Raw genomic sequence first — 21,938 nt, 5'->3', positions numbered from 1 at the left:
CTATTTTGAAGGAGATGATAAATATGAATATTATGGAAGTCCGCTCAGATAAGGTATATAAAAAGATAATGAATGCACCAGTAAACAAGAAGGAAGATATATACAGATATGAACTTATGAAGCCTTTTGAATTTAAATGGAAGTGCATAAATGTTCCAATAGTTCCCAAACAAGAAGGCGGATATGATGTAATTATGGCAAGTGAAATGATGGGAGCTTTATCACCTAAAGATATTAATGAAAATCAAATAAATAATATAAATGCAATATCTGATGATAAAATTTGGAACAATTGTAAAGAAACTATAGAAAATTCTATAAACTCATTTATAAAAGAAGGATACGATTTAAATATTAAGGACTATAAATATTCAATATTGTTGGCTAATCCAAATAGCCCTTATACAATCTTAAGTGATGGATATTGGGGTGATGGTGGGATACCTGGATATATGTTCGTATCACTGGTTCCTAATGAATACACGATTAATAGATTACAAGTAGCACTAGCACATGAATGTAATCACAATATTAGATTCCAGTTTATAAATTGGAGTAATGATATAACACTAGAAGAAATGATGATAAATGAGGGTCTTGCAGAGAATTTTGCAACCTGGATGTTTGGGGATGATAAGGTAGGACCTTGGGTTAGTAAAACAGACATTCAGACATTAGACACATATATAAAACCAATAATAAAAAATGCTTTAAAAGAGACTGGATTTCAAAACATCACATCCTATCTATATGGTGATGATATAGCCAAAATGCAAGGATACTTTCCCATTGGTTTACCTTACTGTGCAGGATATGCTTGTGGATATTATATGATTAAATATTATTTAGAGAAAACAAATAAATCAATAGTCGAAGCTACTTTGTTGCCTTATACTGAGATAATAGAAGGGACGAAAGAGTTTTGGAAATAAATATTATAGTTGCATAATTTGAAAAAAATTATGCAATTTTTCTATTTTTGAGAAAAAATAAATTGACAATAATTTGTAACAAATATAAAATAATATATATAAAGAAATATTTCAATGTATGAAGTTTTTTAAGATTTCATATCTAAAGTATCTAACATTGTATGTTAGTTTCTTATTACTTATCTAAATATTATATATTTCATAGTATCTATAAAACTACTATAAAAGTATGAAATATATTAAATAATCAACTGAAAAATGAAATATTAATAAAAAATAATTCAAATTTTGAATGTTAAATGAATATAATTAAAATAAATATATAAACTTGAGTGCAATACTCATATTTTAGTGTATTATCGAATTTTAATTGTACTTTTATGCACCATAACTTATAAACTTATGTCATGTTATATTTGAACAAGTAACAAAACTGTAGATATAATTTAATCTACAAAATTTATATGAAATGGAGTTGATGCTATGACAGAATTGATGATTATAAGTGGATTAGTGCTATTGATTTGTATAACCTCGAGTAAGGTCTTATATAAATTTGGAGTACCAATATTATTAATTTTTATCCTATTAGGGATGTTATTTGGGTCTGATGGAATGGTAGGAATTTATTTTGACAACTATGAATTAACAAAACAATTATGTTCTATTGGACTAATATTTATAATGTTCTTTGGAGGATTCGGAACAAACTGGAATATGGCTAAACCTGTTGCAGTACCTTCTATATTAATGTCATCGCTGGGTGTAATAATTACAGCTGGAGTTACAGGAATATTTTGTCATATGGTAGTAGGAACTAATTTAATTGAAGGCTTATTAATTGGAGCAATTGCAGCTTCGACAGATGCTGCATCTGTGTTTGCTGTGTTACGTTCTCGAAAACTAAATTTAAAAGGCTCCCTTGCTTCATTATTGGAAGTTGAAAGTGGGAGTAATGACCCTATAGCGTATACATTGACTATAATTCTTTTGACATTGATGAATAATTCTGGGGTAGAACTTATTATACCAATAGTAATAAAGCAAATAGTTTTTGGGCTAGTTATAGGATTTATATTAGCAAAATTGTCTGTTTATATTTTAAGAAATTCAAACTTCGAGATAGAAGGATTTTATACTATATTTATAACAGCTATTGCAATACTTTCGTATGCACTTAGTGAGTATATTGGAGGAAATGGATATTTAAGTGTGTATATTTCAGGTATTATTATAGGTAATAGTAAGATACCTCATAAAAAAAGTTTAGTTCATTTCTTTGATGGAATTTCATGGATTATGCAGATAATGTTATTCTTTATGTTAGGATTGTTATCTTTCCCTTCCAAACTACCAAATGTATTTGGTATAGCAATGGCAATATCTATATTCATGATAGTTATTGCAAGACCATTAGCAACATTTATAGTCCTAGCAAAATTTAAATTTTCAAATAAAGAAAAACTATTCATATCATGGGTAGGTCTTAGAGGTGCAGCCTCAGTAGTTTTTGCAATTTATGCAGTTACTCAGGGTGTAATTATAGAGAATGACATATTCCATATAATCTTTTTCATAGCTTTACTTTCAGTAGGAGTACAAGGCACATTGATACCAACTGTAGCTAGAAAGCTAGATTTAGTCGATGATAATACACCTGTATTAAAAACATTTAATGATTATGATGGAGAAATTAGTTCTAAACTTATAGAAGTAAATGTTGATGATAGTAGTAAGTGGGCAAATAAGAGTATAATGGATTCTAATATACCAGAGGATATATTAATAGTTATGATAAAACGAAAAGAACAGGTTTTAGTGCCTAAAGGTTCAACTGTTATAAAAACAGGGGATACATTGGTATTAAGTGGAGATAGAATTGAAGAATTAATATAATTATAATTTATTTGTATTGACTTTAACCTAAGGGTAAGGTCTAAACTTAAATTAATCAAATCTAATGCGCAGGTGATGAGATGTTTTCTATAGGAATGTTTTCTAAAATAAATAAAATAACTACAAAGACATTAAGGTATTATGAAGATATAGGATTGTTAAAACCAGAATATGTAGATGAGTTTACAAAATATAGGTACTATACAACAGAGCAATTACCTAAATTACATCAGATAATAACCTTAAAACAAATGGGTTTGTCATTAGCTCAAATAAAAGAAGCTATAGAAAATCCTGAAGAGGTTGAAAATATTTTAATGAACAAAGAAAAAGAAATGTTGGATGTAATTAAAAGTGAAGAATATAAACTCATTAAACTGCGTAATTACCTTGTGAATTTGAAAGGAGAAGTCAATATGAATGATGTAATTATTAAGTCTTTACCAAAAGTTAAAATTGCTTCTATGAGAAAGGTATTAAAGGGGTATGATGAACTTTTCAATCTATTTCCAAATGTAATGGCTGAAGAAATGATGAAGGCTGAGTGTACATGTGCAGTTCCAGATTATTGTTTCAATATATATCATGATGGTGAATACAGAGAGACTAATATGGATGTTGAGATGTGTCAAGCTATAAATGATTTAAAAGAAGATACAGATATATTAAAGTTTAAAGAACTAGATGAAGTTGAAAGTGCTGTTTGTATATTACACAATGGTTCATATTCAACATTAGGAAAAACTTATGCAGATGCATTTAAATGGATAGAGGATAACAAATATGAAGTAATTGGAAATCCTAGAGAATCTTATATAGATGGCATATGGAATAAAGAGAATGAGGAAGATTGGCTAACAGAAGTTCAGATACCAGTGAAACGAATTTTATAAAAGATTAAAACAGTAAAGATAAAGTTATTAAATGAGGTCTATCTAAATTAAAGATATACCTCATTTTTTTGATAGCTATAAATGTTCTAGACTTATATTTATATAAAATATATTGATGTTTTATATATAAAGTAGTATATTTTCGTTGAGGTAATAAAGTGGAAAAATATGAGACATTAATTCTTTTTTAAGAATAGGAGGTATTTATATGGAAATATTCGCAATGGGACATTCAAATTACCCATATGATAAACTTATTGACATGATAAGAAAATACAACATAAACTGTGTAGTTGACATTAGAGAAACTCCATATTCTAAATATAATATTCAGTATAATAGAGAGGCATTCAATGAATCACTGAAAAAATCTGGATTTGTATATATATACATGGGCAAGGAGTTTGGAGCAAAAAGAACCAACAAAGATGTATATACAGAGGAAGGTTATGCAGATTTTGAAAAAGTAATTAAGGAAGAGATTTTCTTAAAAGGTATAGAAAGATTGAAAAATGGATGTCAGATGGGATATAAGATAGTTTTATTGGGGGCAATGCAAGAGCCTATACGATGTCATAGAAGTATTTTATTGGGGAAGGAATTGAATAAAGAAGGTTTTGATGTAAAATATATAATGCATGAAGGACATCTAGAGACTCAAGAAGATATAGAAAAATCGTTATTGGACAAGTACTTTAGTGATAGAAAACAACTTAGTATTGATAATTTGTTAGGGAATGCGTTAACAATAGATGAGATGATACAGGAAGGCTATAAATTAGCGAATAAAGAGATAGGGTTCAGAACAGAGAAAATAAGTAAATAGAAAACTCAATTACTAAAAGTCTAAAAGTAATTCTAAATAAGAAAACATGATAAAATTGTAACAGATAAACATGATGTACTGATTAATAATATTACTATAATTTTAATAATAAGATTTAGTCTATGATGTTGCTTTAAATAGTACATCATGTTGCAATGTTACAAAACAAAATTTCTAATACTGCCATAATCAATGGTTCTATTAAGTGTAGGATGACTGGATATAAATCTAACTGTAATTTTTGAGTTTAATAAACAAGAGTTAGAGACTAAGAACAATCTATCTCCATTTACAATGGAAGTAATCGCAATTGGAAGAACATTAACAAAAGCGTCATATCTATTTCTAGCAATTTCATAAGGATAGTTTCCAACAAAAACGAATAGATTTAAATCATATATATCACCAACAACCCAAGCCCATTGACCATAAACTTTATCAATACTTACTGTTCCTAAGCTAAGTGTATCGAAGTAGGTAGCTATAGTTAAATAAATATTGCTCATATCTTCTGAGTATGAAACAGTGTATCTTCTAAAACGTATAGGTTCTGTAGCAGAAACAGGATAAACCATATTTACGTTTAAATTAGTTGAATTCAAATTAACCAAAGTATCACATCCTAAAAATAGTCTATAAAATACAATATTAAATTGAGTCAAATTTGTTACATTTATATTGTAAGATTTTATATTTTAGATTATCTTTTATATAAATCAATGTAATTAAAATATGGATAAAGATGAAAAATATACTTATATTAAATAAGCTATTCTCTAAAACTAATGATGTCGTGAGCAGATAATATATTCTCTTGAGAAATTGTGTAACATTAAAAATTTCCTACAATTACTAGTTTTTTTATTAATAAATAAAGGTATGATATGCTAAGTTATAAATAAGGAGGTGGACACTATGACTACTATTTGTGTGATGAGTGACCATATATTTTTAGATACAGAGTATAGACAACCGACAATTCATCAACATCTTGCAAAACATATTATTGTGTCACTTTCTGGTAACTTGTCTGTGATGTTTAATGAGACAGAGAAATTAGAATGTAATGGGATTATTATTGATTCCAATGTCCCACATACAGTGGCAAGTAAAGAAAATAAAATGCTAGTTTTCTTAATAGAGGATACAAGTACACTTGCCAAAAATCTTAGTAAATATCAATTATTAGAGCATTCTTTTTTCGTCATGGATAATCTTATAGTTGAACAAATACAAGAGATTTACACTATTTGTCAGGTTGAAGGGTTGCCTCAAAGTTATATTGATTTTTCAAAGAAGGTTTTTCGTCTATTAAATTTAAATTATCATATTATGTCTGTTGTAGACAGTAGAATACAATGGGCACTGAATCACATTCTAAAGTATACATATATTGAAAATAAAATCATTTTTGAGATATGTTCAAAGTTGAAATTATCTCAAAGTCGATTTTCTCATCTTTTCAAAGAACAAACAAGAATATCACTAAATAGTTATTTAGCTTTCTCAAAACTTCGCAAGGCTTATGAAATATTGTTAAGAGGTGTGGATATTACTACAGCTGCTATGGAAGCTGGGTTTAGTTCCCCTTCTCATTTTTCAGCTTCCAGTAAGAAATATCTTGGCATTGCTGCAAGTGAGCTTGCAGGAAAATGTAGAATATATTTTATCTATCAGTAGCGTCTATTTGAAAGTTAATAGCTTTACTGTTTGTTACAATAAATACATAGTAATAAAGATTATTCTTTATCACTACGTATTCTCTTTTTAGGAGTGATGATATGAAAAACAACAAAATTTTTTTTAATAAAGGGCTATATTGCTTTAATACAAATGATAATTTTAATTTTCAGTTGAATAGGGTTATTATGTGGGATGGAGGACGCTTGGAGGATATACAAAAAGTTGCTTCTAAAATTGTCGATAGTGATAGTTGGAAAGCAGAACTTACCTATCTAGCACAAGAAGCTGAACAAGATGACCGTATAGAAAATGCTATTGCTTACTATCGTATGAGTGAATTTTTTATGTACGATGGCGACCCTGATAAAATAGTAGCCTATACAAAAGCGACTACTCTATTTTACGACTACTATACTGAATACTTCTCAACAGGAGCTATACAGATTTTTCATGTACCATATGAAAATACTACTCTCCCTGTGATGTATGCAAAAGCTCAGGGAGAGAAAAAGGACATTATCTTGCTTCATGGTGGAAATGATTCTTACTTTGAAGAATTCTTTTTTCCGATGATTTATTTTGCATCACAGGGATTTGATGTTTATCTTTTTGAGGGTCCTGGTCAAGGTGGTGTGATGCGTTTGCAGGGGAAACACTTCACTTATCAATGGGAACGTCCTGTGAAAGCAATTTTAGACTATTTTAATTTAGAAAATATAACTATTGTGGGTGCTTCCTTGGGAGGTTTTCTTGCACCAAGAGCAGCAGCATTTGAAGGACGAATTGAGCGTGTGGTGGCTTGGTCTGTATTTCCAAATTTTTTAGACGTAGTTATCGGATCGCAACCAGTAAAGACTCAAAAATTACTTCGTTTACTGCTAAAATTCAAAGCAAAAGGGTTAGTAAACTTCATAATAAGTCAAAAAATGAAGTGTGGTGATAGTCTAGTAGTATGGGGTTTAAAGCATGGAATGTATGCATATGAAGCAGATACTCCATATGATTATTTTCAAACAATCAACAATTATCAACTAGGGCCTATTGCAGAAAAGGTAACGCAAGATATTTTGATTTTAGGTGCGACACAAGATCATTTCATTGACTATAAAACTGTTGGAAAAGAGATTGATTTGCTTACCAATGTACGCTCTCTTACATTCCGACTTATGACAGAGGCAGAGCAAGCTAGTAATCACTGTAATTGTGGAAATAGTGAGCTAGTTTTAGATACAATTTCAAATTGGATTATGATGATGAAAAGGTCTAATAGAGTTTAAAATTGACTTTTGAGTTATACGAAACTCCACTAGAGCAACTTCAAAATAAAAAATGTTGTTGCAGAGAAGACTTTGTATTGTCTCTTTGATGGTATGGTGATTATTTTCTTACTATCAACTGGTATCTGTCTAATTCTATGGTCTTAGTACAATTATTTGAGAGCTAATTGGTAATTAAATATACAAATACTTAAAATTTAGTATCCATAAAAAATAATAAACATAAAATAATTATAAAGATATACTGTGTTAAAATGATATTAAGCAAGAATAATATTATTTTAAATACAGTATATTATCATGTCAGGAATATAAATTTAAATTTTAAAAGATTAACTTACAGTTCACTAAACTAACTAAAATTTAAATTTATATAAAGAGGGAAAAGAGGAAGTGGGATGTTTATAAGGAAAAATGTTATAAAATTAGCAATTCCTATAATGATAGAGCAGACATTTGTCATGCTTCTAGGGGTATTTAATACAATGATGGCAGGTCATATTGGGGAAGAAGCTGTATCTGCAGTTGGAATGGTTGATTCAATAAACAATATATTCATATCTGTATTTGCTGCATTATCTGTAGGAGCTACTGTTGTTGTAGCTCAACAAATAGGTAAAAGAGATAGTGAAAAAGTGAATGAAACTATCAAGCAAGCTCTAGTATCTGGGGCAATACTATCATTCACAATAACAATCTTAATGTGGATTTTTAGAACTGGTGTAATTAATTTATTTTATGGTTCAGCAGAAGAATTGGTAAAATCAAATGCAAAATTATACATAGAGTTTACATTATTTACGTATCCATTTATTGCAACACAGCAAATAGCGAATGGTATTCTAAGAGGTTGTGGAGATGTAAAAAAGCCTATGTATGTGACTATGTTTATGAATGTAATAAATGTGACACTGGGGTATATACTTATATATGGTATTGATTTAAACCCTTTAGGTATAAATTTCCAAACACCATCTTATGGGATAACAGGTGCAGCTATGTCTATTGCTATAGCTAGAATAATTGGATGTATAGTTATTGTAAGAGCTTTATTCAAAGGAAATAAATTTATATCTATAGGTAAAATATTTCCATTTAAGATTGATGTTGAAACTCAAAAATCTATATTCAATATAGGAATACCAGCTGGTGTTGAACAGCTGCTTTTTAATGCAGGAAAATTAATTGTTCAGGTATTTATAGTTACTATGGGAACCTCAGCAATTGCTTCCAACGCAATAGGAATGTCAATTGCATCTATCATAAATGTAATTGGAAATGCTCTAGCCTTGTCTGCAACAACATTGGTAGGCCAGTATATAGGACGTGGAGATATTAAAGGAGCTAAAAGTACTCTCCTATACTTAACTAAATTTGCAACAATTTGTTTATTTGCAGTAGGAGCTATATTTATGCCAATTGCACCCTGGATTTCAAGTATGTATACTCAAAATACTAGTGTAATTGATGTATCAACACAACTGATTCGAAGTGATTGTCTAGCCATGGTGATATGGCCTATATCTTTTGTATTGTCAGCAGGGTTAAAGGGGGCAGGTGATACAAGATATACAATGATGACAGCTATAATAGGTATGTGGATTTTTAGAATTTTTATAGGTTATGTGTTGGGAGTTGTGTTAGAATTTGGAGTACTTGGAATTTGGATAGGTATGTACACGGATTGGCTTGTTAGAGGAACCTTATATTGTTTAAGATTAAGAGGAACAAAGTGGCTAAAACACAAAATTGCATAGGACATATAAAATCACTTTTAAATAGAAAACTCTATCTAAGAGTGATTTTTACTATATATATTCTCATAATTATAAGTATGATACAGAATGATTGAATCAGATAAATAAAGTCTATAATAGTATGAGATGAATAAATTACATTATAGTTTAGAATTATATAATATGGGATAAATATTAGAAATATATATCTATAGAAAATAATATATATGGGTATATTATTAAATATAAAAAATATTAGATATTTATTTAATAATAAAGGTGGGTATTGTTATGATAAATAAAATAGGAAAGATAAGTCTCTATGTAAATAATCAAGAGGATGCAAAATTGTTTTGGACAGAAAAATTAAACTTTGTAGTAACTTATGAAAAGGAAATGGGTCCAAATATGAAATGGGTAGAAATAGCACCAAGCAAAAATGAGTTTACTACATTTGTGTTGTATGATAAAAATCTAATGATGGAACAAAATAAAGAGATAGAGGTATCTCATCCATCAATAATCTTAAGTACAAGAGATATTAATGGAACTTATGAACAAATGGCTAACAATAAAGTTGAGGTTGGTGAACTAATGGAAATGCCTTATGGAAGGATGTTTTCATTTAAAGACCAGGATGGAAATGATTATTTGGTTAGAGAAGATAAATAATTTTACAAAGTATTAAATTTACTCAATATCTGATATAATTAGAGGCAATAATTATTATAATTTAGTCTAAGACTAGGATTATACAATTAAAAATCAATTGAAAATTTTGAGTAGAGGTGATAAAATGTTTAAGAAAATGGCAGTACTAAAAGATATAGCAACTAAAATAGGACGTAAAAAGGCTTATGAGTTATTAGAAATGGTTGAAGGTAATGATGCTTTTATAGCTGAGGTAAAGATAAAAAAGAATGGAATAGAATCTAAAAAAGAAGAGATTATGTTAAAAGATAATCAAAAAATAATACTAGAGTATATAGAAGGTTAATTTTTAAATACATATAATTTTATAATAAGAATTTTTTAAGATGAGTCAATATTAGACTCATCTTTTTTATTATTTAATACATATTTTGTCTCTTTGGAGTTGCTGGTATATAAAAATTACTGATATAATAAAAGAATGGATATCAATGTAATATTTTACAGAAAAGAGGGGTATTATGCTTGAAATAAAAAATCTTTCCTTTAATGTTGAGTCTAACAATGAGGAACTAGGAATAATAAATGATGTTAGCCTTTCGTTTGAGAGAGGAAAGCTTATTGTTATAACAGGACCAAATGGTGGAGGAAAATCCACAATTGCTAAACTAATAATGGGAATTGAAAAAGCTACTAGTGGTCAGATAATTTTAGATGGAGAAGATATAACAAATCTTAGTATTACAGAAAGAGCAAAAAGAGGTCTAGGATATGCATTCCAACAACCACCAAGAATAAAAGGTATGACAGTTGAAAATTTACTTACACTTGCTCATGGAAAACCATTGTCTACAGATATATGTTGCCAATACCTTACAGATGTTGGATTATGTTCAAAAGACTATTTAAATCGAGAAGTTGATAACTCGCTTTCTGGAGGAGAAATGAAAAGAATTGAGATAGCAACTCTTTTTGCTAGAGATTTAAAGGTTTCTATATTTGATGAGCCTGAGGCAGGAATAGACCTTTGGAGTTTTGGAAAGCTTAATGAAAGCTTTAAGAAAATACATGAAGAGTCTGACCAGACTATAATTATAATTTCTCACCAAGAAAGAATATTAGAGTTAGCTGATGAAATAATTGTTTTACAAGATGGTTCAGTAAAAAGCCATGGAACAAAAGATGCTATATTACCTGAAATCATGTGCCAAGTTAATTCAAGTTGTGAATTAATGAAAGACATGAATTAATTAGAAAGGAAGGCAAATTAAATGAACAAAACAGATTTAAATCTTTTAGAAAAAGTTGCTGAACTTCGTGGAACTCCATTAGGAGCATACAATATACGTAAAAATGGGCAAGGGATAGAAAGACATTCAACTGAAAACGTAACTATAGTTCCTAAAAATGATAAACCTGGAATTGATATTATAGTAAAACCAAACACAAAAGGTGAAAATGTTCATATACCAGTAATAGTAACAGAAGCTGGTGTACAGGATATGGTTTATAATGATTTTGAAATTGGAGAAAATGCAGATGTTGTTATAATTGCTGGATGTGGAATACATAATTGTGGTTGTGATGATAGTGAACATAATGGAATACATAGATTCTTCTTACGTAAAGGAGCCCGCTTAAAATATGTAGAAAAACATTATGGAGAAGGTGATGGTGAAGGAAAGAAAATTTTAAATCCAGTTACTATTGTTAATATGGATGAAGATTCATATTGTGAGATGGAAACAATTCAAATTAAAGGCGTAGATTCAACTAAAAGAGAAATGGATGCAAACCTAGGTAAAGGGGCCAAAATAGTTGTATTTGAGAAATTATTAACTCATGGAAATCAAGTTGCAGAATCTAATATGAAGGTTGTCTTAGAAGGAGAAAATTCATCTGCTCAAGTGGTTTCTCGTACAGTTGGGCAAGATAATTCTAAGCAAAAGTTTAATCCTTGCGTTATAGGGGATTCTCTTTGCTCTGCACATGTCCAATGTGATTCAATAATCATGGGAAATTCTCAAATTAGTGCTATACCTGAGATTGCCGCAAATCATCCAGATGCTCTCTTAGTGCATGAGGCAGCAATTGGAAAGATTGCAGGAGACCAAATACTAAAAATGATGACATTGGGTCTTACTGAAGAAGAGGCTGAACAACAAATACTTAATTGCTTCTTAAAGTAAATTGAAGTTTCTATTTAATTTAATATAATGAATATAGTATAATATAATGAATAAGTCTAAGATATTTTTATTTTTAGACTTATTTTCTTTATGTAAGAAAAACTATTAGAGAAATTATACTGTAATTAGGATGTGGAATAGATGAAGAATTTACTTATAAGAAATGGGACAATAATATCTCCGAAAGATGGTATCAAATTTGAAAAAAAAGATATCTTGGTTTTGCATGGGAAAATATATGCTATTGGATTGAATCTCAAAGAAAAAATAAGAAAAGAAAAATTACTTACGAACAAAGAGTTTGAGATAATAAATGCTGATAATATGTATATTTCTCCAGGATTTATAGATGTTCACACCCATTGTTATAAGAGAAAATTACCTACAGGTATGGACTCTGATTCAATTGGAATTGAAAAAGGTTCAACAGTTATATTTGATGCAGGGACAGCTGGTCCTTTAAATTATTATGATTTTAAGAAAAAATATATGGATGAGTGCAAAACTGAAGTATATTCATTTTTAAATGTGACAAATGAGGGATTAAATATACTGAATGAATCGACCTCTTTAGATGTCATAAACTTTGACGATGTTGAGTCTGTTGTAGAAAAGAATATGGAAAAGATAAAGGGCATAAAAGTAAAAGCAAGCAAATTTCAAGCTAATGAAAATGGCATAGATATAGTTAGAAAATCAAAGCAAGTTGCTAAAAAATTAAATTTACCATTAGTGGTATATATAGGTGAGCATCCATCATATATAGATGAAGTAATGAATATTTTGGGTAAAGGAGATGTAGTCACACCTGTATATGGAAACAGTGTAAATGGAATATTTAATGAATTTGGCACATTAAGAGAATCAGTAATAAATGCAAAGAATAGAGGCGTATTATTTGATGTGTGTTATGGATTAGACCAGTTTGATTTTAAAGTTTTTAAAAAAGCAATAAATCAAGGATTAGAACCAGATTTAATAAGCACAGATATGCATATAAAAAATATGAAAGACATAAATTATTCTCTTTTAACTGTTATAAATAAAATTATGGAACTTGGAATATCTTTAGAAAAATGTATAGAAAAAGTAACTGAATATCCAACAAAAATCTTCGATTTGCATGGAAACAAAGGTGGAATAAAGGTTGGTGGAGAAGGTGATTTTACTATATTTACAATGGAGAAGAGTAACTATATTATAAAAGACTATAATGATAATGAACTAGTTTTAAATAAAAAATTAAGTTTACAATATACTGTAAAATCATGGATGAAGAGTAGCGAAGTTTATAGACATGGATACGAAGATACTATAATAAATTAAACAATAGTGATAAAATAATAAATATATGTTTAAATTGGCATATATTGGATAAATATCTAAGGAAACGATAATTAAAAAAAGATAATTTTAGGGGAGGTATTTTAGTATGAAAGCATTTGTTGATAAGGATGTATGTGTAGCTTGTGGAGCATGTATAGGAACATGTCCAGACGTTTTTAGTATGAGTGATGAAGGACATTCAGTTGCAATTGAAGGGGAAATACCAGCGGATTTACAAGATTTATGTAAAGAAGCAGAAGAAGGATGTCCAGTTTCAGCTATAACAGTTAAATAGAACTGTTCAAATTTATTTTAACACTAAACATATAAGATTTAATTATTACTTAAGCTATAGTATTAGAAAGTTCTATTACTATAGCTTTTTAAGATAGATAAATATAAAATAAAACATAAGATATTACTTTTATAAACGTGGAGGATTTAAATATGAAAAAAAACTATGAAATAGTATTGTTTGATTTGGATGGAACGCTTACAGACCCTAAAGAAGGAATAACAAAATCTATTCAATATTCACTAGATAGTTTTGGTATAAAAGAAGATTTGGACAACTTGGAACAATTTATAGGACCACCATTATATGATACTTTTAAAGATTATTATAAATTTAATGATGATAAAGCTAAAAAAGCTGTTGAAAAGTATAGAGAGTATTTTTCAGATAAAGGAATATTTGAGAATAAAATTTATGAGCATATAAAAGAGATATTAGAAATTCTCTATACAAATGGTAAAATATTATTAGTAGCTACTTCTAAACCAACAGTTTTTGCAGAAACGATACTTAAATATTTTGATATAGATAGATATTTTAAGTATATAGTAGGTAGTAATTTTGATGGCACAAGAGTGAATAAAAATGAAATTATACAATATGTACTAGACTTATGTAATGTGAAAGATAAAGATAAAGTTATTATGGTTGGAGATAGAAAATATGACATAATTGGCGCTAAAAAAATAGGTGTAGATTCTATTGGAGTATTGTATGGATATGGTTCGTTTGAAGAAATTAGTGAAAGTGAACCTACTTATATTGTCGAAAGTGTAGATTTTATAAAAGATATTTTGCTATAAATATCTTTTATAAACAAAAATAATACAAAATACTGTAGCATATTTAAAAATATGATATTATAATTAAGGAAGCCATTTAAAAAAGAGGAGGATGCACTTGAAATGAAATCTATTTTAATTATGGGTGGAAGCGACTTCATAGGTTCTGCACTTGCTAAGCGTTTAATTAAATGTGGGTATCAAATTGATATACTTACAAATGGTAAAAAGGAAATAGATTATACAGGTTTTAAAGAACATCTAATTTGTGATAGAAAAGTTCGCAAAGATATGGAAAACATTATCAGGGGAAGAAAGTATGATTACATATATGATATGACGGCATATACAAAAGACGATGTAAGTAATCTTATTGATTTTGTAAGCCTAGATAGCCTAAAGAAATACATAGTATTGTCAGCAGGAGCAGTATACAAAGATAGTGGAAGAAATATTAAAGAAGAAAATGAGAAGGGTGAAAATGAAAACTGGGGAAAATATGGTCTAAATAAAAAAGAAGCAGAGGATTTTGTTATAAGTAGCTCTATACCATATATAATTGTTAGACCAACTTATATATATGGTGAAAATAATAATTTATATAGAGAATATTATTTCTTCGAGAAAATAGAGAAAAATGAAAAGATACCAGTACCAAAAGGCAAACAAGTAAGCAATCAATTTATATATATTGGTGATTTGGTAAAGGTATTAGAAAGTATAATGAAAAATCCTCATGTAAGAGAGGCATATAATGTAACAAATCCACAGTTAATTTCTTGGGACGAACTTATACATACATGTGGAGAAGTTATTGGTAAAGAACCTATTATAAAGTATGTAGATATGGAAAAAGTTGAGTTTAGAGAAAGAACATATTTCCCATTTAGAAATATAGACTTCAATCTGGATATAAATAAGCTTATTGAACATGGGCTTTATATACCAAATGTATTATTAAAAGAAGGGCTTACATCCACATATAAATGGTTTTTAGCTAATAAACCAAAAATGCATGACAGAAAAATGGACAAAGTTGAATCTGTAGTGCAAATAGTTTAAGAAAGTAAATAAGTAGGTAGATACTTTGAATTTAAGAGTTAAGTCTTTTTTAAAAATTTTTATACTGATATTTATTTTAATTTTTATATACTCAGTTGCGATAGAACCGAGTCTATTAATCGTGAAAAAATATAGTATAAGTGAAAGTGGAAATTTGGTAAAAAATGATACAGTGAAGACTGAATCTGAAAGTATAAAAGTAGTTCAATTTTCAGATACTCAAATAGGTAGTTTTTACTCAACTAAGAACCTTAAAAAAGTAGCTAATAAGATTAATGCTTTAAATCCAGATATAATAGTATTTACTGGAGATTTAATTGATTATTCCAATAAAAATCCAAATATAGATGAAATTACAGCTATTTTATCAAGTATGAATGCTAGATTGGGAAAATTTTCAGTATTCGGCAATCATGATTATATGTATAAACTTCCTAGGTATTATAGACAGATTATGAAAAATTCCAACTTCAATCTTTTGATAAATGAAAATAAAAAAATAAAGTTAGCTGATGATAAGTATATTAATATATTAGGTGTTGATGAAATATTAAATGGAAATCCTAATATAAAATATCTGGAGAATAAAACTGATAAGAAGAATTTTAATTTATTATTAGCACATGAACCAGATTTAGTTGATATGCTCAGTAAAGATTCAATGAATTTAGTTTTATCTGGGCATAGTCATGGTGGTCAAATAAGAGTACCTTTTAAGGGAGCACTGGTTACTCCTCCATATGGAAGGAAATATACTAAAGGATTTTATGAGATAGATGGAAATCACTTATATGTGAGTTCAGGTCTGGGAAGTACAAAATTACCATTTAGATTTCTTAATATACCAGAGATAGTAGCATTTAATATTCTAATTTAACATGAAATATTATTTTGTTTATTAGAATTTATAGAACTTTCAAGGATAGATTGAATTAAGATATAAAATGTTCAAGTTATAACTAGTATAAGATAATAGAAACATTATTAATAACTATTAAGATATAGATTAAAAACAATATAAGATAAAGAAATATAGCAAGATTGTGTAGGTTATAGAAGGTTTATTTATATAATTAATACAATCTTGCTTTTTTGTAAAAATATTAATTACTATTTAAAATTTTTTATCTTTTCTTTATCCCATATAAATAGTTTTTCTGAATTATTTAAAGCACCAAACACATTTCTTTTAAAATCTGGCATCTCTTTATTCAAATCAGCAATAAGATTCTTTATGTATTCTCTTCGAGTATGACCATTTGCAGGGCATGGATTTGTTATAATAGGATAATTAGAATCTTTTGAAATCTTTTTAGTCATGTACTCTTCTATGTAAATCATGGGTCTTATCACAGTTAAATCTTGTCTATCTAAATATGTCTTTGGAGAAAAACAATTTACTCTACCTTCATAAAACATAGACATTAGAAATGTTTCAATTGCATCATCTTTATGATGTCCAAGAGCTACTTTATTACACCCAAGTTTTTTAGCATTATCATTCAAGGCACCTCTTCTTAAATTAGCACATAATGCACAAGGATTTTTTTCTTGTCTTATATCAAACACAATTTCCTTTATATCAGTTTGAAATTCATAAAAAGGCACATCTATTTCCTGACACAACTTATCTAATGGAGAATTATCAATATCACCAGTATTTAATGTTATAGCTATCAATTCGAATTTTTGAGGAGAAAATCTTTGATAACTTTTAAGTATATGAAGTAATGTTAAACTATCTTTTCCACCAGAGAGTCCAACAGCAATTTTATCATTTTCTTGTATCATATCGAAGTCTTGTATAGCCTTGCGAGCTTTACTAAGAAGTTTTTGTATAGACATTTTTAGCACCACCCTTCAAAAATATTAAATTTAAGATTTACTTAAGATTTACTTATAAAATACTTAAAATTTATACTCTAAAATTAACATTATAGACAAACATACCAAAAAGGAGAAGATGTAGCCATGAAAAAAATCAAATTAATATTAGCCATTGTTATAGTTGTATTTATAAGTATATTTATATCTAAGGATAAATTTCTTGTAAAAGACAAAACACCAGCAGGAGATGCTCAATTTGCTTCAGAAGAAGATGTTGAATCAAATTCCCAAAATAAAAATCACTCAAATAGTATAGCAAATATATTACTGGTAAACAAGACAAACGAAATTAGTAAAGACTATGCTCCCGAAAATATTACCAAAGTAAATATACCTTTTGTTGAAGAAGCGACAGAAGAAGAAAAGCAAATGGCAGGAGAACCTGCAAAAGCAGTTGAGGATTTAGTTAAGCAAGCTAATAAAGAAGGAATACAGTTTTTAGGGTCTTCAGCATATAGATCTTATGGTACTCAGCAAGAGACTTACACAAAAAGAGTAAAATCTCAAGGTCAGGAAAAAGCAGATGAATATGTGGCAAAACCTGGTCATAGTGAGCATCAGACTGGACTTTGTATTGACTTAACAAATCCAGAAAGATGGTTTGTTGGGAGTACGAAAGAAGCTATATGGTTGGCAGAAAATGCTCATAAGTTTGGATTTATAATAAGATATCCTAAAGGAAAAGAAGATATAACTGGTACAGCATATGAACCATGGCATATTAGATATGTTGGTAAAGATATTGCCGAGGAAATTTATTCAAAAGGATTAACTTTAGAAGAATATTTACAAAGTAAATAATATAAATATTTAAAATAAATTGTATTATATTGGAAATAAGGAAATGAAGAAATTTAATGGATTAGATTAACTAAAGTATAGTATAATTTTATTGGAATAAAAACTATGTATAAAAGTTAAGTTGGGATGTGTAAAAATGGAGAATACAATTCTTGTTGTTGATGATGAAAAAGAAATAAGAGATCTTATAGAGATATATCTTTTAAATGGTGGATATAATGTAATTAAAGCCGAAGATGGAGAAGAAGCTTTAGATATTTTAAAAAAAGAAAATATTCATTTAATGGTGTTGGATATAATGATGCCCAAAATGGATGGTATAGAAGTTTGTAGAAGAGTTAGAGAAAGTTTAAATATACCAATACTTATGTTGAGTGCAAAATCAGAAGATATGGATAAAATACAAGGAATAATGACTGGTGCAGATGATTATCTGACAAAACCATTTAATCCACTTGAACTTACTGTGAGAGTCAAATCATTGATTAGAAGAGCATATTATTTTAGTGGTGCTAATAATGAAAATAAAAATATCATAGAAGCTGGAGTGGTATTGATAGATAAGGAAAAACATAGTGTAACAGTAGCTGGAAAAGACATAACTTTAACATCAAGAGAATTTGATTAAAAAATAGCCACGCACACTCGTGACTTTAGTCGTGAGTTAGTAGCTAAAGTAGTCAGCATATAGGGAAACTTATATGTAGAGATAGGATATAACCTATCCAATACTACTTGAATTGCTGGAAACCCCTAAAGCTAACCAAACTAAAACATAAGGATGAAATAAACCTAAGTGTGAAAGTTACGAAAGTAGAAAAAATTGGTTAGATAGTATAAGGTTAAATCCTAAGTACTTTAAAATGGGCAATCAGCAGGTAAGCTCCGAATAGGAGAAACTTCAACGACTATTCCTCTTGAGGGAAGTACACTACAAGCTATTGGTAGTGGAAGTGGGTAGACCTTAACGGATAACGCCGAAGGATAAGATATAGTCTGTGCTTACATGAAAGTGTAAGAAGTTCATAAGAGAACTGCATAGGTAGTAGCGAACTTATGTGAACGACAACCTCAAAAATGATAAAAGTTAGAACTTACAGTTCTTACATATGTTATTTAAAAATAAATATAAAAACCTTTAAAATACTTGTTTAAAAAAATTGACCTTGTTAATATTAGGATGGGTGAGGAAAAATTGAAGTGGCCCAGATATGTATATTTAGTACAATACCATATAGTATAGTGTGTAAAATATGGACATGGAGTATTAACATAATAATAAAAAACAAGTAAAGTGAGGTGATAGTAGTGGAAAAAGCATATAAGTTTAGAATGTATCCAAATAAAAAACAACAAGAGTTAATTAACAAAACTTTTGGATGTTGTAGATTTGTATATAATAAATATCTTGCTAAAAAAATAGAAGTTTATGAAAACAATAAAGAAACTTTTACTTATAAACAGTGTAGTTCTGATTTGACCAATTTAAAAAGAGAATTAGAGTGGCTTAAAGAACCTGATAAATTTTCACTACAAAACATCTTAAAAGATTTAGAAAACGCATATAAAAAATTCTTTAAAGAAAATGTAGGGTTTCCTAAATTTAAATCAAAGAAAACTAATAGATTTTCATATAGAACTAACTTTACAAATGGAAATATTATGTACTGTAGTCAATATATAAAATTACCTAAACTTGGAATGGTTAAAGTAAGGGATAAATAAGTACCTCAAGGGAGAATACTTAATGCTACTGTATCAAAAGAACCAAGTGGTAAATATTATGTATCATTATGTTGTACTGATATAGATATTAAAGTATTTGAAAATACTAATAGTCAGATAGGTTTAGATTTAGGAGTTAAAGAATTTTGTATCTCAAGTTGTGGACAACTTATAGAAAATCCTAAGTATCTTCAGAAATCATTAAATAAACTTGCTAAATTACAAAGAGAATTATCAAGAAAAACAATTGGTAGTTTAAAACGAGGAAATGAAGAATTTAAGTATAAGAGAATGGATTTGTCCTTGTTGTAATGTAACTCACGATAGAGATATAAATGCAAGTATAAATATAGTAAAAGAAGGACTAAGATTAATAACAGTTCAAAATAAATAACTTATGTAAGAACCGTAGGAACTACGGGGATAGCCTGTGGAGAGTTGGTAAGACATATTTTAGTATGCGAAATTCTATGAAGCAGGAACCCCGTGACTTTAGTCATGGGAGGTTCAGATATTGTACTTACTAGCAAATAATAAGGGAAGAGTATATAGTACAGAAGAAATATTTGAAAAGGTATGGAAAGAGAAATATTATCAATCTAATAATACTGTAATGGTTCATATGAGTAGAATAAGAGATAAAATTGAAAAATATACAGATGGAGAAAAAATAATTCATACCGTATGGGGAGTAGGATATAAAATTGAAAAATAAAAGCTTATTAAATCATATGTTTCGTCCTATAATAGACTTTGCCATAAGTTGCACTATAACCTTAATGCTTATGTTAACAAGTATTTATATAATAAAATCGATATATGTTAATAATTATATGTCTACAATTAATTATCTTGTATATAATCTAAGAGATTTGAGAGATTTTATGGGAGAGGGATTATTTTATCCATCTTTATTTGTAATTTCATCGTTAGCAATTTATTCCTTAATATCATACAAGAGAAATAAGCAAGTTGTAAATTTTATAAGAAAAACTAATAAAAAAAATCAGAAGTTAGAAATTATTATAGATGCTGTAAATTCAATGGATGAAAGTGATTTACAAAAGGATATAGACATCGAGTATGATTTAGATGCGTTAAAGGATAAAGAAGCTGACAATATTGATGAACTAGCACACAAAATTAATAGTATTATTCATCAACTTAGAAACATAACTGTTGAAGAGAGACAAGCTCAGCAAACCAAAACAGATTTAATAACAAATGTGTCACATGATTTAAGAACACCTTTGACATCAATAATGGGTTATTTAGGATTGATAGAAGAAGGTAAATATAAAGATGAAGTACAGATGATGTATTATGTTAATATTGCATATGAAAAATCGAAAAATTTAAATGTACTTATAAATGATTTGTTTGAACTTACTAAAATGCAAAACAATACAACGAGATTAAATAAAACAGAAATAAACTTAGTAGAATTATTAAGTCAGATAGTATCTCAATTTGAAATTTATTTTAAGCAGGAATTTATGGTTAGTAGAGTTAATTTTAATGAAGACAAATTAATTGTAAAAGCTGACCCCAATAAATTAGTAAGAGTATTTGAGAATCTTATGACTAATGCTATGAAGTATGGAAAAGATGGACTTTATGTAGATATAGTCACAGAGAAAAAAGAAGATATGGCGGTTGTAAAAGTTATAAATTATGGAGAACCAATTCCAGTATTAGATTTACCAAATATATTTGATAGATTTTATAGAGTTGAAAAATCAAGAAATAGAAATGCTGGAGGGTCTGGATTAGGTCTTGCAATCACAAAAAATATTGTAAACTTACATGGTGGAGAAATAACTGTTTCAAGCAATAAACATCAAACTGTATTTGAGGTACAATTGCCAATAATACAATCAGTTGAGTTGTAAAATAAAAGTATAATTAGATGTATAAATAATATAGCAATAAAGTGTTTACAAAAATAAAAAAGTAATATATAATTTAAGTCAGTTT

Annotated in this window: 22 protein-coding genes and 1 pseudogene; 21 read left to right on the top strand and 2 right to left on the bottom strand. The window is 28.4% G+C overall.

The features are described 5' to 3' along the window. The first annotated feature begins 23 nt into the window (after window positions 1–23). The 4 genes from ACTG47_RS19185 (at window position 24) to ACTG47_RS19170 (ending at window position 4,547) form a co-directional block, all read left to right on the top strand. The gene (locus tag ACTG47_RS19185) at window positions 24–932 is read left to right on the top strand and encodes a DUF2268 domain-containing putative Zn-dependent protease (RefSeq protein WP_479925716.1); all 909 of its coding nucleotides are present in this window, start codon (window positions 24–26) and stop codon (window positions 930–932) included. Window positions 933–1,415: 483 nt separating this feature from the next. Next, window positions 1,416–2,828, top strand: coding sequence for a potassium/proton antiporter (locus ACTG47_RS19180; protein WP_479925715.1), 1,413 nt, complete (start codon window positions 1,416–1,418; stop codon window positions 2,826–2,828). 95 nt (window positions 2,829–2,923) lie between these two features. Further along, window positions 2,924–3,721, top strand: coding sequence for a MerR family transcriptional regulator (locus ACTG47_RS19175; protein ID WP_254176384.1), 798 nt, complete (start codon window positions 2,924–2,926; stop codon window positions 3,719–3,721). Between the two features lie 208 nt (window positions 3,722–3,929). Next, window positions 3,930–4,547, top strand: coding sequence for a DUF488 domain-containing protein (locus tag ACTG47_RS19170; RefSeq protein ID WP_479925714.1), 618 nt, complete (start codon window positions 3,930–3,932; stop codon window positions 4,545–4,547). A gap of 158 nt (window positions 4,548–4,705) precedes the next feature. Here the strand turns inward: ACTG47_RS19170 and ACTG47_RS19165 are convergent, their stop codons facing one another. Continuing rightward, entirely contained in the window at window positions 4,706–5,158 is a 453-nt protein-coding gene (locus tag ACTG47_RS19165) for a staygreen family protein (protein WP_479925713.1), read from the bottom strand. 304 nt (window positions 5,159–5,462) lie between these two features. On the opposite strand from ACTG47_RS19165, the gene ACTG47_RS19160 reads away from it, so the two are divergent. The 12 genes from ACTG47_RS19160 (at window position 5,463) to ACTG47_RS19105 (ending at window position 16,425) form a co-directional block, all read left to right on the top strand. Next, complete coding sequence (locus ACTG47_RS19160; protein WP_479927098.1) at window positions 5,463–6,227, top strand: helix-turn-helix domain-containing protein; 765 nt, start codon at window positions 5,463–5,465, stop codon at window positions 6,225–6,227. A gap of 101 nt (window positions 6,228–6,328) precedes the next feature. After that, a complete protein-coding gene (locus tag ACTG47_RS19155) occupies window positions 6,329–7,507 on the top strand; it encodes an alpha/beta hydrolase family protein (protein ID WP_479925712.1) in 1,179 nt (392 codons plus the stop codon). Window positions 7,508–7,905: 398 nt separating this feature from the next. After that, window positions 7,906–9,264, top strand: a complete 1,359-nt coding sequence (locus ACTG47_RS19150) for an MATE family efflux transporter (RefSeq protein WP_479925711.1) — start codon at window positions 7,906–7,908, stop codon at window positions 9,262–9,264. Between the two features lie 270 nt (window positions 9,265–9,534). Continuing rightward, the gene (locus ACTG47_RS19145) at window positions 9,535–9,915 is read left to right on the top strand and encodes a VOC family protein (protein ID WP_479925710.1); all 381 of its coding nucleotides are present in this window, start codon (window positions 9,535–9,537) and stop codon (window positions 9,913–9,915) included. A gap of 124 nt (window positions 9,916–10,039) precedes the next feature. Beyond that, the gene (locus ACTG47_RS19140) at window positions 10,040–10,240 is read left to right on the top strand and encodes a hypothetical protein (protein WP_054272042.1); all 201 of its coding nucleotides are present in this window, start codon (window positions 10,040–10,042) and stop codon (window positions 10,238–10,240) included. A 175-nt stretch (window positions 10,241–10,415) separates the two neighbouring features. Further along, window positions 10,416–11,144 carry an ATP-binding cassette domain-containing protein gene (locus ACTG47_RS19135; protein WP_169469237.1) on the top strand — a complete coding sequence of 243 codons (729 nt, stop codon included), beginning with the start codon at window positions 10,416–10,418 and terminating at the stop codon, window positions 11,142–11,144. A gap of 21 nt (window positions 11,145–11,165) precedes the next feature. Further along, the gene (locus tag ACTG47_RS19130) at window positions 11,166–12,083 is read left to right on the top strand and encodes a SufB/SufD family protein (protein WP_479925709.1); all 918 of its coding nucleotides are present in this window, start codon (window positions 11,166–11,168) and stop codon (window positions 12,081–12,083) included. Window positions 12,084–12,224: 141 nt separating this feature from the next. Next, the gene (locus ACTG47_RS19125; protein ID WP_479925708.1) at window positions 12,225–13,409 is read left to right on the top strand and encodes an amidohydrolase family protein; all 1,185 of its coding nucleotides are present in this window, start codon (window positions 12,225–12,227) and stop codon (window positions 13,407–13,409) included. 106 nt (window positions 13,410–13,515) lie between these two features. Continuing rightward, window positions 13,516–13,704 (top strand): ferredoxin, encoded by a 189-nt coding sequence (locus ACTG47_RS19120; protein ID WP_003422320.1) that lies wholly within the window; start codon window positions 13,516–13,518, stop codon window positions 13,702–13,704. A gap of 152 nt (window positions 13,705–13,856) precedes the next feature. Continuing rightward, window positions 13,857–14,507, top strand: a complete 651-nt coding sequence (locus tag ACTG47_RS19115) for an HAD family hydrolase (RefSeq protein ID WP_479925707.1) — start codon at window positions 13,857–13,859, stop codon at window positions 14,505–14,507. A 102-nt stretch (window positions 14,508–14,609) separates the two neighbouring features. Further along, window positions 14,610–15,548, top strand: coding sequence for an SDR family oxidoreductase (locus ACTG47_RS19110; protein WP_479925706.1), 939 nt, complete (start codon window positions 14,610–14,612; stop codon window positions 15,546–15,548). 121 nt (window positions 15,549–15,669) lie between these two features. Continuing rightward, a complete protein-coding gene (locus tag ACTG47_RS19105; RefSeq protein ID WP_479925705.1) occupies window positions 15,670–16,425 on the top strand; it encodes a metallophosphoesterase in 756 nt (251 codons plus the stop codon). 233 nt (window positions 16,426–16,658) lie between these two features. On the opposite strand, the gene ACTG47_RS19100 is transcribed toward ACTG47_RS19105, so the two are convergent. Continuing rightward, the gene (locus ACTG47_RS19100) at window positions 16,659–17,393 is read right to left on the bottom strand and encodes a tRNA 2-thiocytidine biosynthesis TtcA family protein (protein ID WP_479925704.1); all 735 of its coding nucleotides are present in this window, start codon (window positions 17,391–17,393) and stop codon (window positions 16,659–16,661) included. 126 nt (window positions 17,394–17,519) lie between these two features. Here ACTG47_RS19100 and ACTG47_RS19095 point away from each other — a divergent pair, with 126 nt between their 5' ends. The 5 genes and pseudogenes from ACTG47_RS19095 (at window position 17,520) to ACTG47_RS19075 (ending at window position 21,853) form a co-directional block, all read left to right on the top strand. After that, the gene (locus tag ACTG47_RS19095; protein ID WP_169469222.1) at window positions 17,520–18,236 is read left to right on the top strand and encodes a M15 family metallopeptidase; all 717 of its coding nucleotides are present in this window, start codon (window positions 17,520–17,522) and stop codon (window positions 18,234–18,236) included. Window positions 18,237–18,372: 136 nt separating this feature from the next. After that, window positions 18,373–18,864 carry a response regulator transcription factor gene (locus tag ACTG47_RS19090; RefSeq protein WP_479925703.1) on the top strand — a complete coding sequence of 164 codons (492 nt, stop codon included), beginning with the start codon at window positions 18,373–18,375 and terminating at the stop codon, window positions 18,862–18,864. 671 nt (window positions 18,865–19,535) lie between these two features. Next, a pseudogene (locus ACTG47_RS19085) lies at window positions 19,536–20,355 on the top strand (RNA-guided endonuclease TnpB family protein). Window positions 20,356–20,475: 120 nt separating this feature from the next. Further along, window positions 20,476–20,676, top strand: coding sequence for a winged helix-turn-helix domain-containing protein (locus tag ACTG47_RS19080; protein WP_054272029.1), 201 nt, complete (start codon window positions 20,476–20,478; stop codon window positions 20,674–20,676). Between the two features lie 16 nt (window positions 20,677–20,692). Next, window positions 20,693–21,853: a sensor histidine kinase gene (locus tag ACTG47_RS19075; RefSeq protein ID WP_479925702.1), complete on the top strand. Its 1,161-nt coding sequence runs from the start codon at window positions 20,693–20,695 to the stop codon at window positions 21,851–21,853. Window positions 21,854–21,938 lie beyond the last annotated feature (85 nt).

This window comes from Clostridioides sp. LIBA-6622, assembly GCF_056716095.1.
The sequence above is the reverse complement of the archived record's forward strand: the minus strand, read 5'-3'. Positions and strand labels throughout refer to the sequence as shown.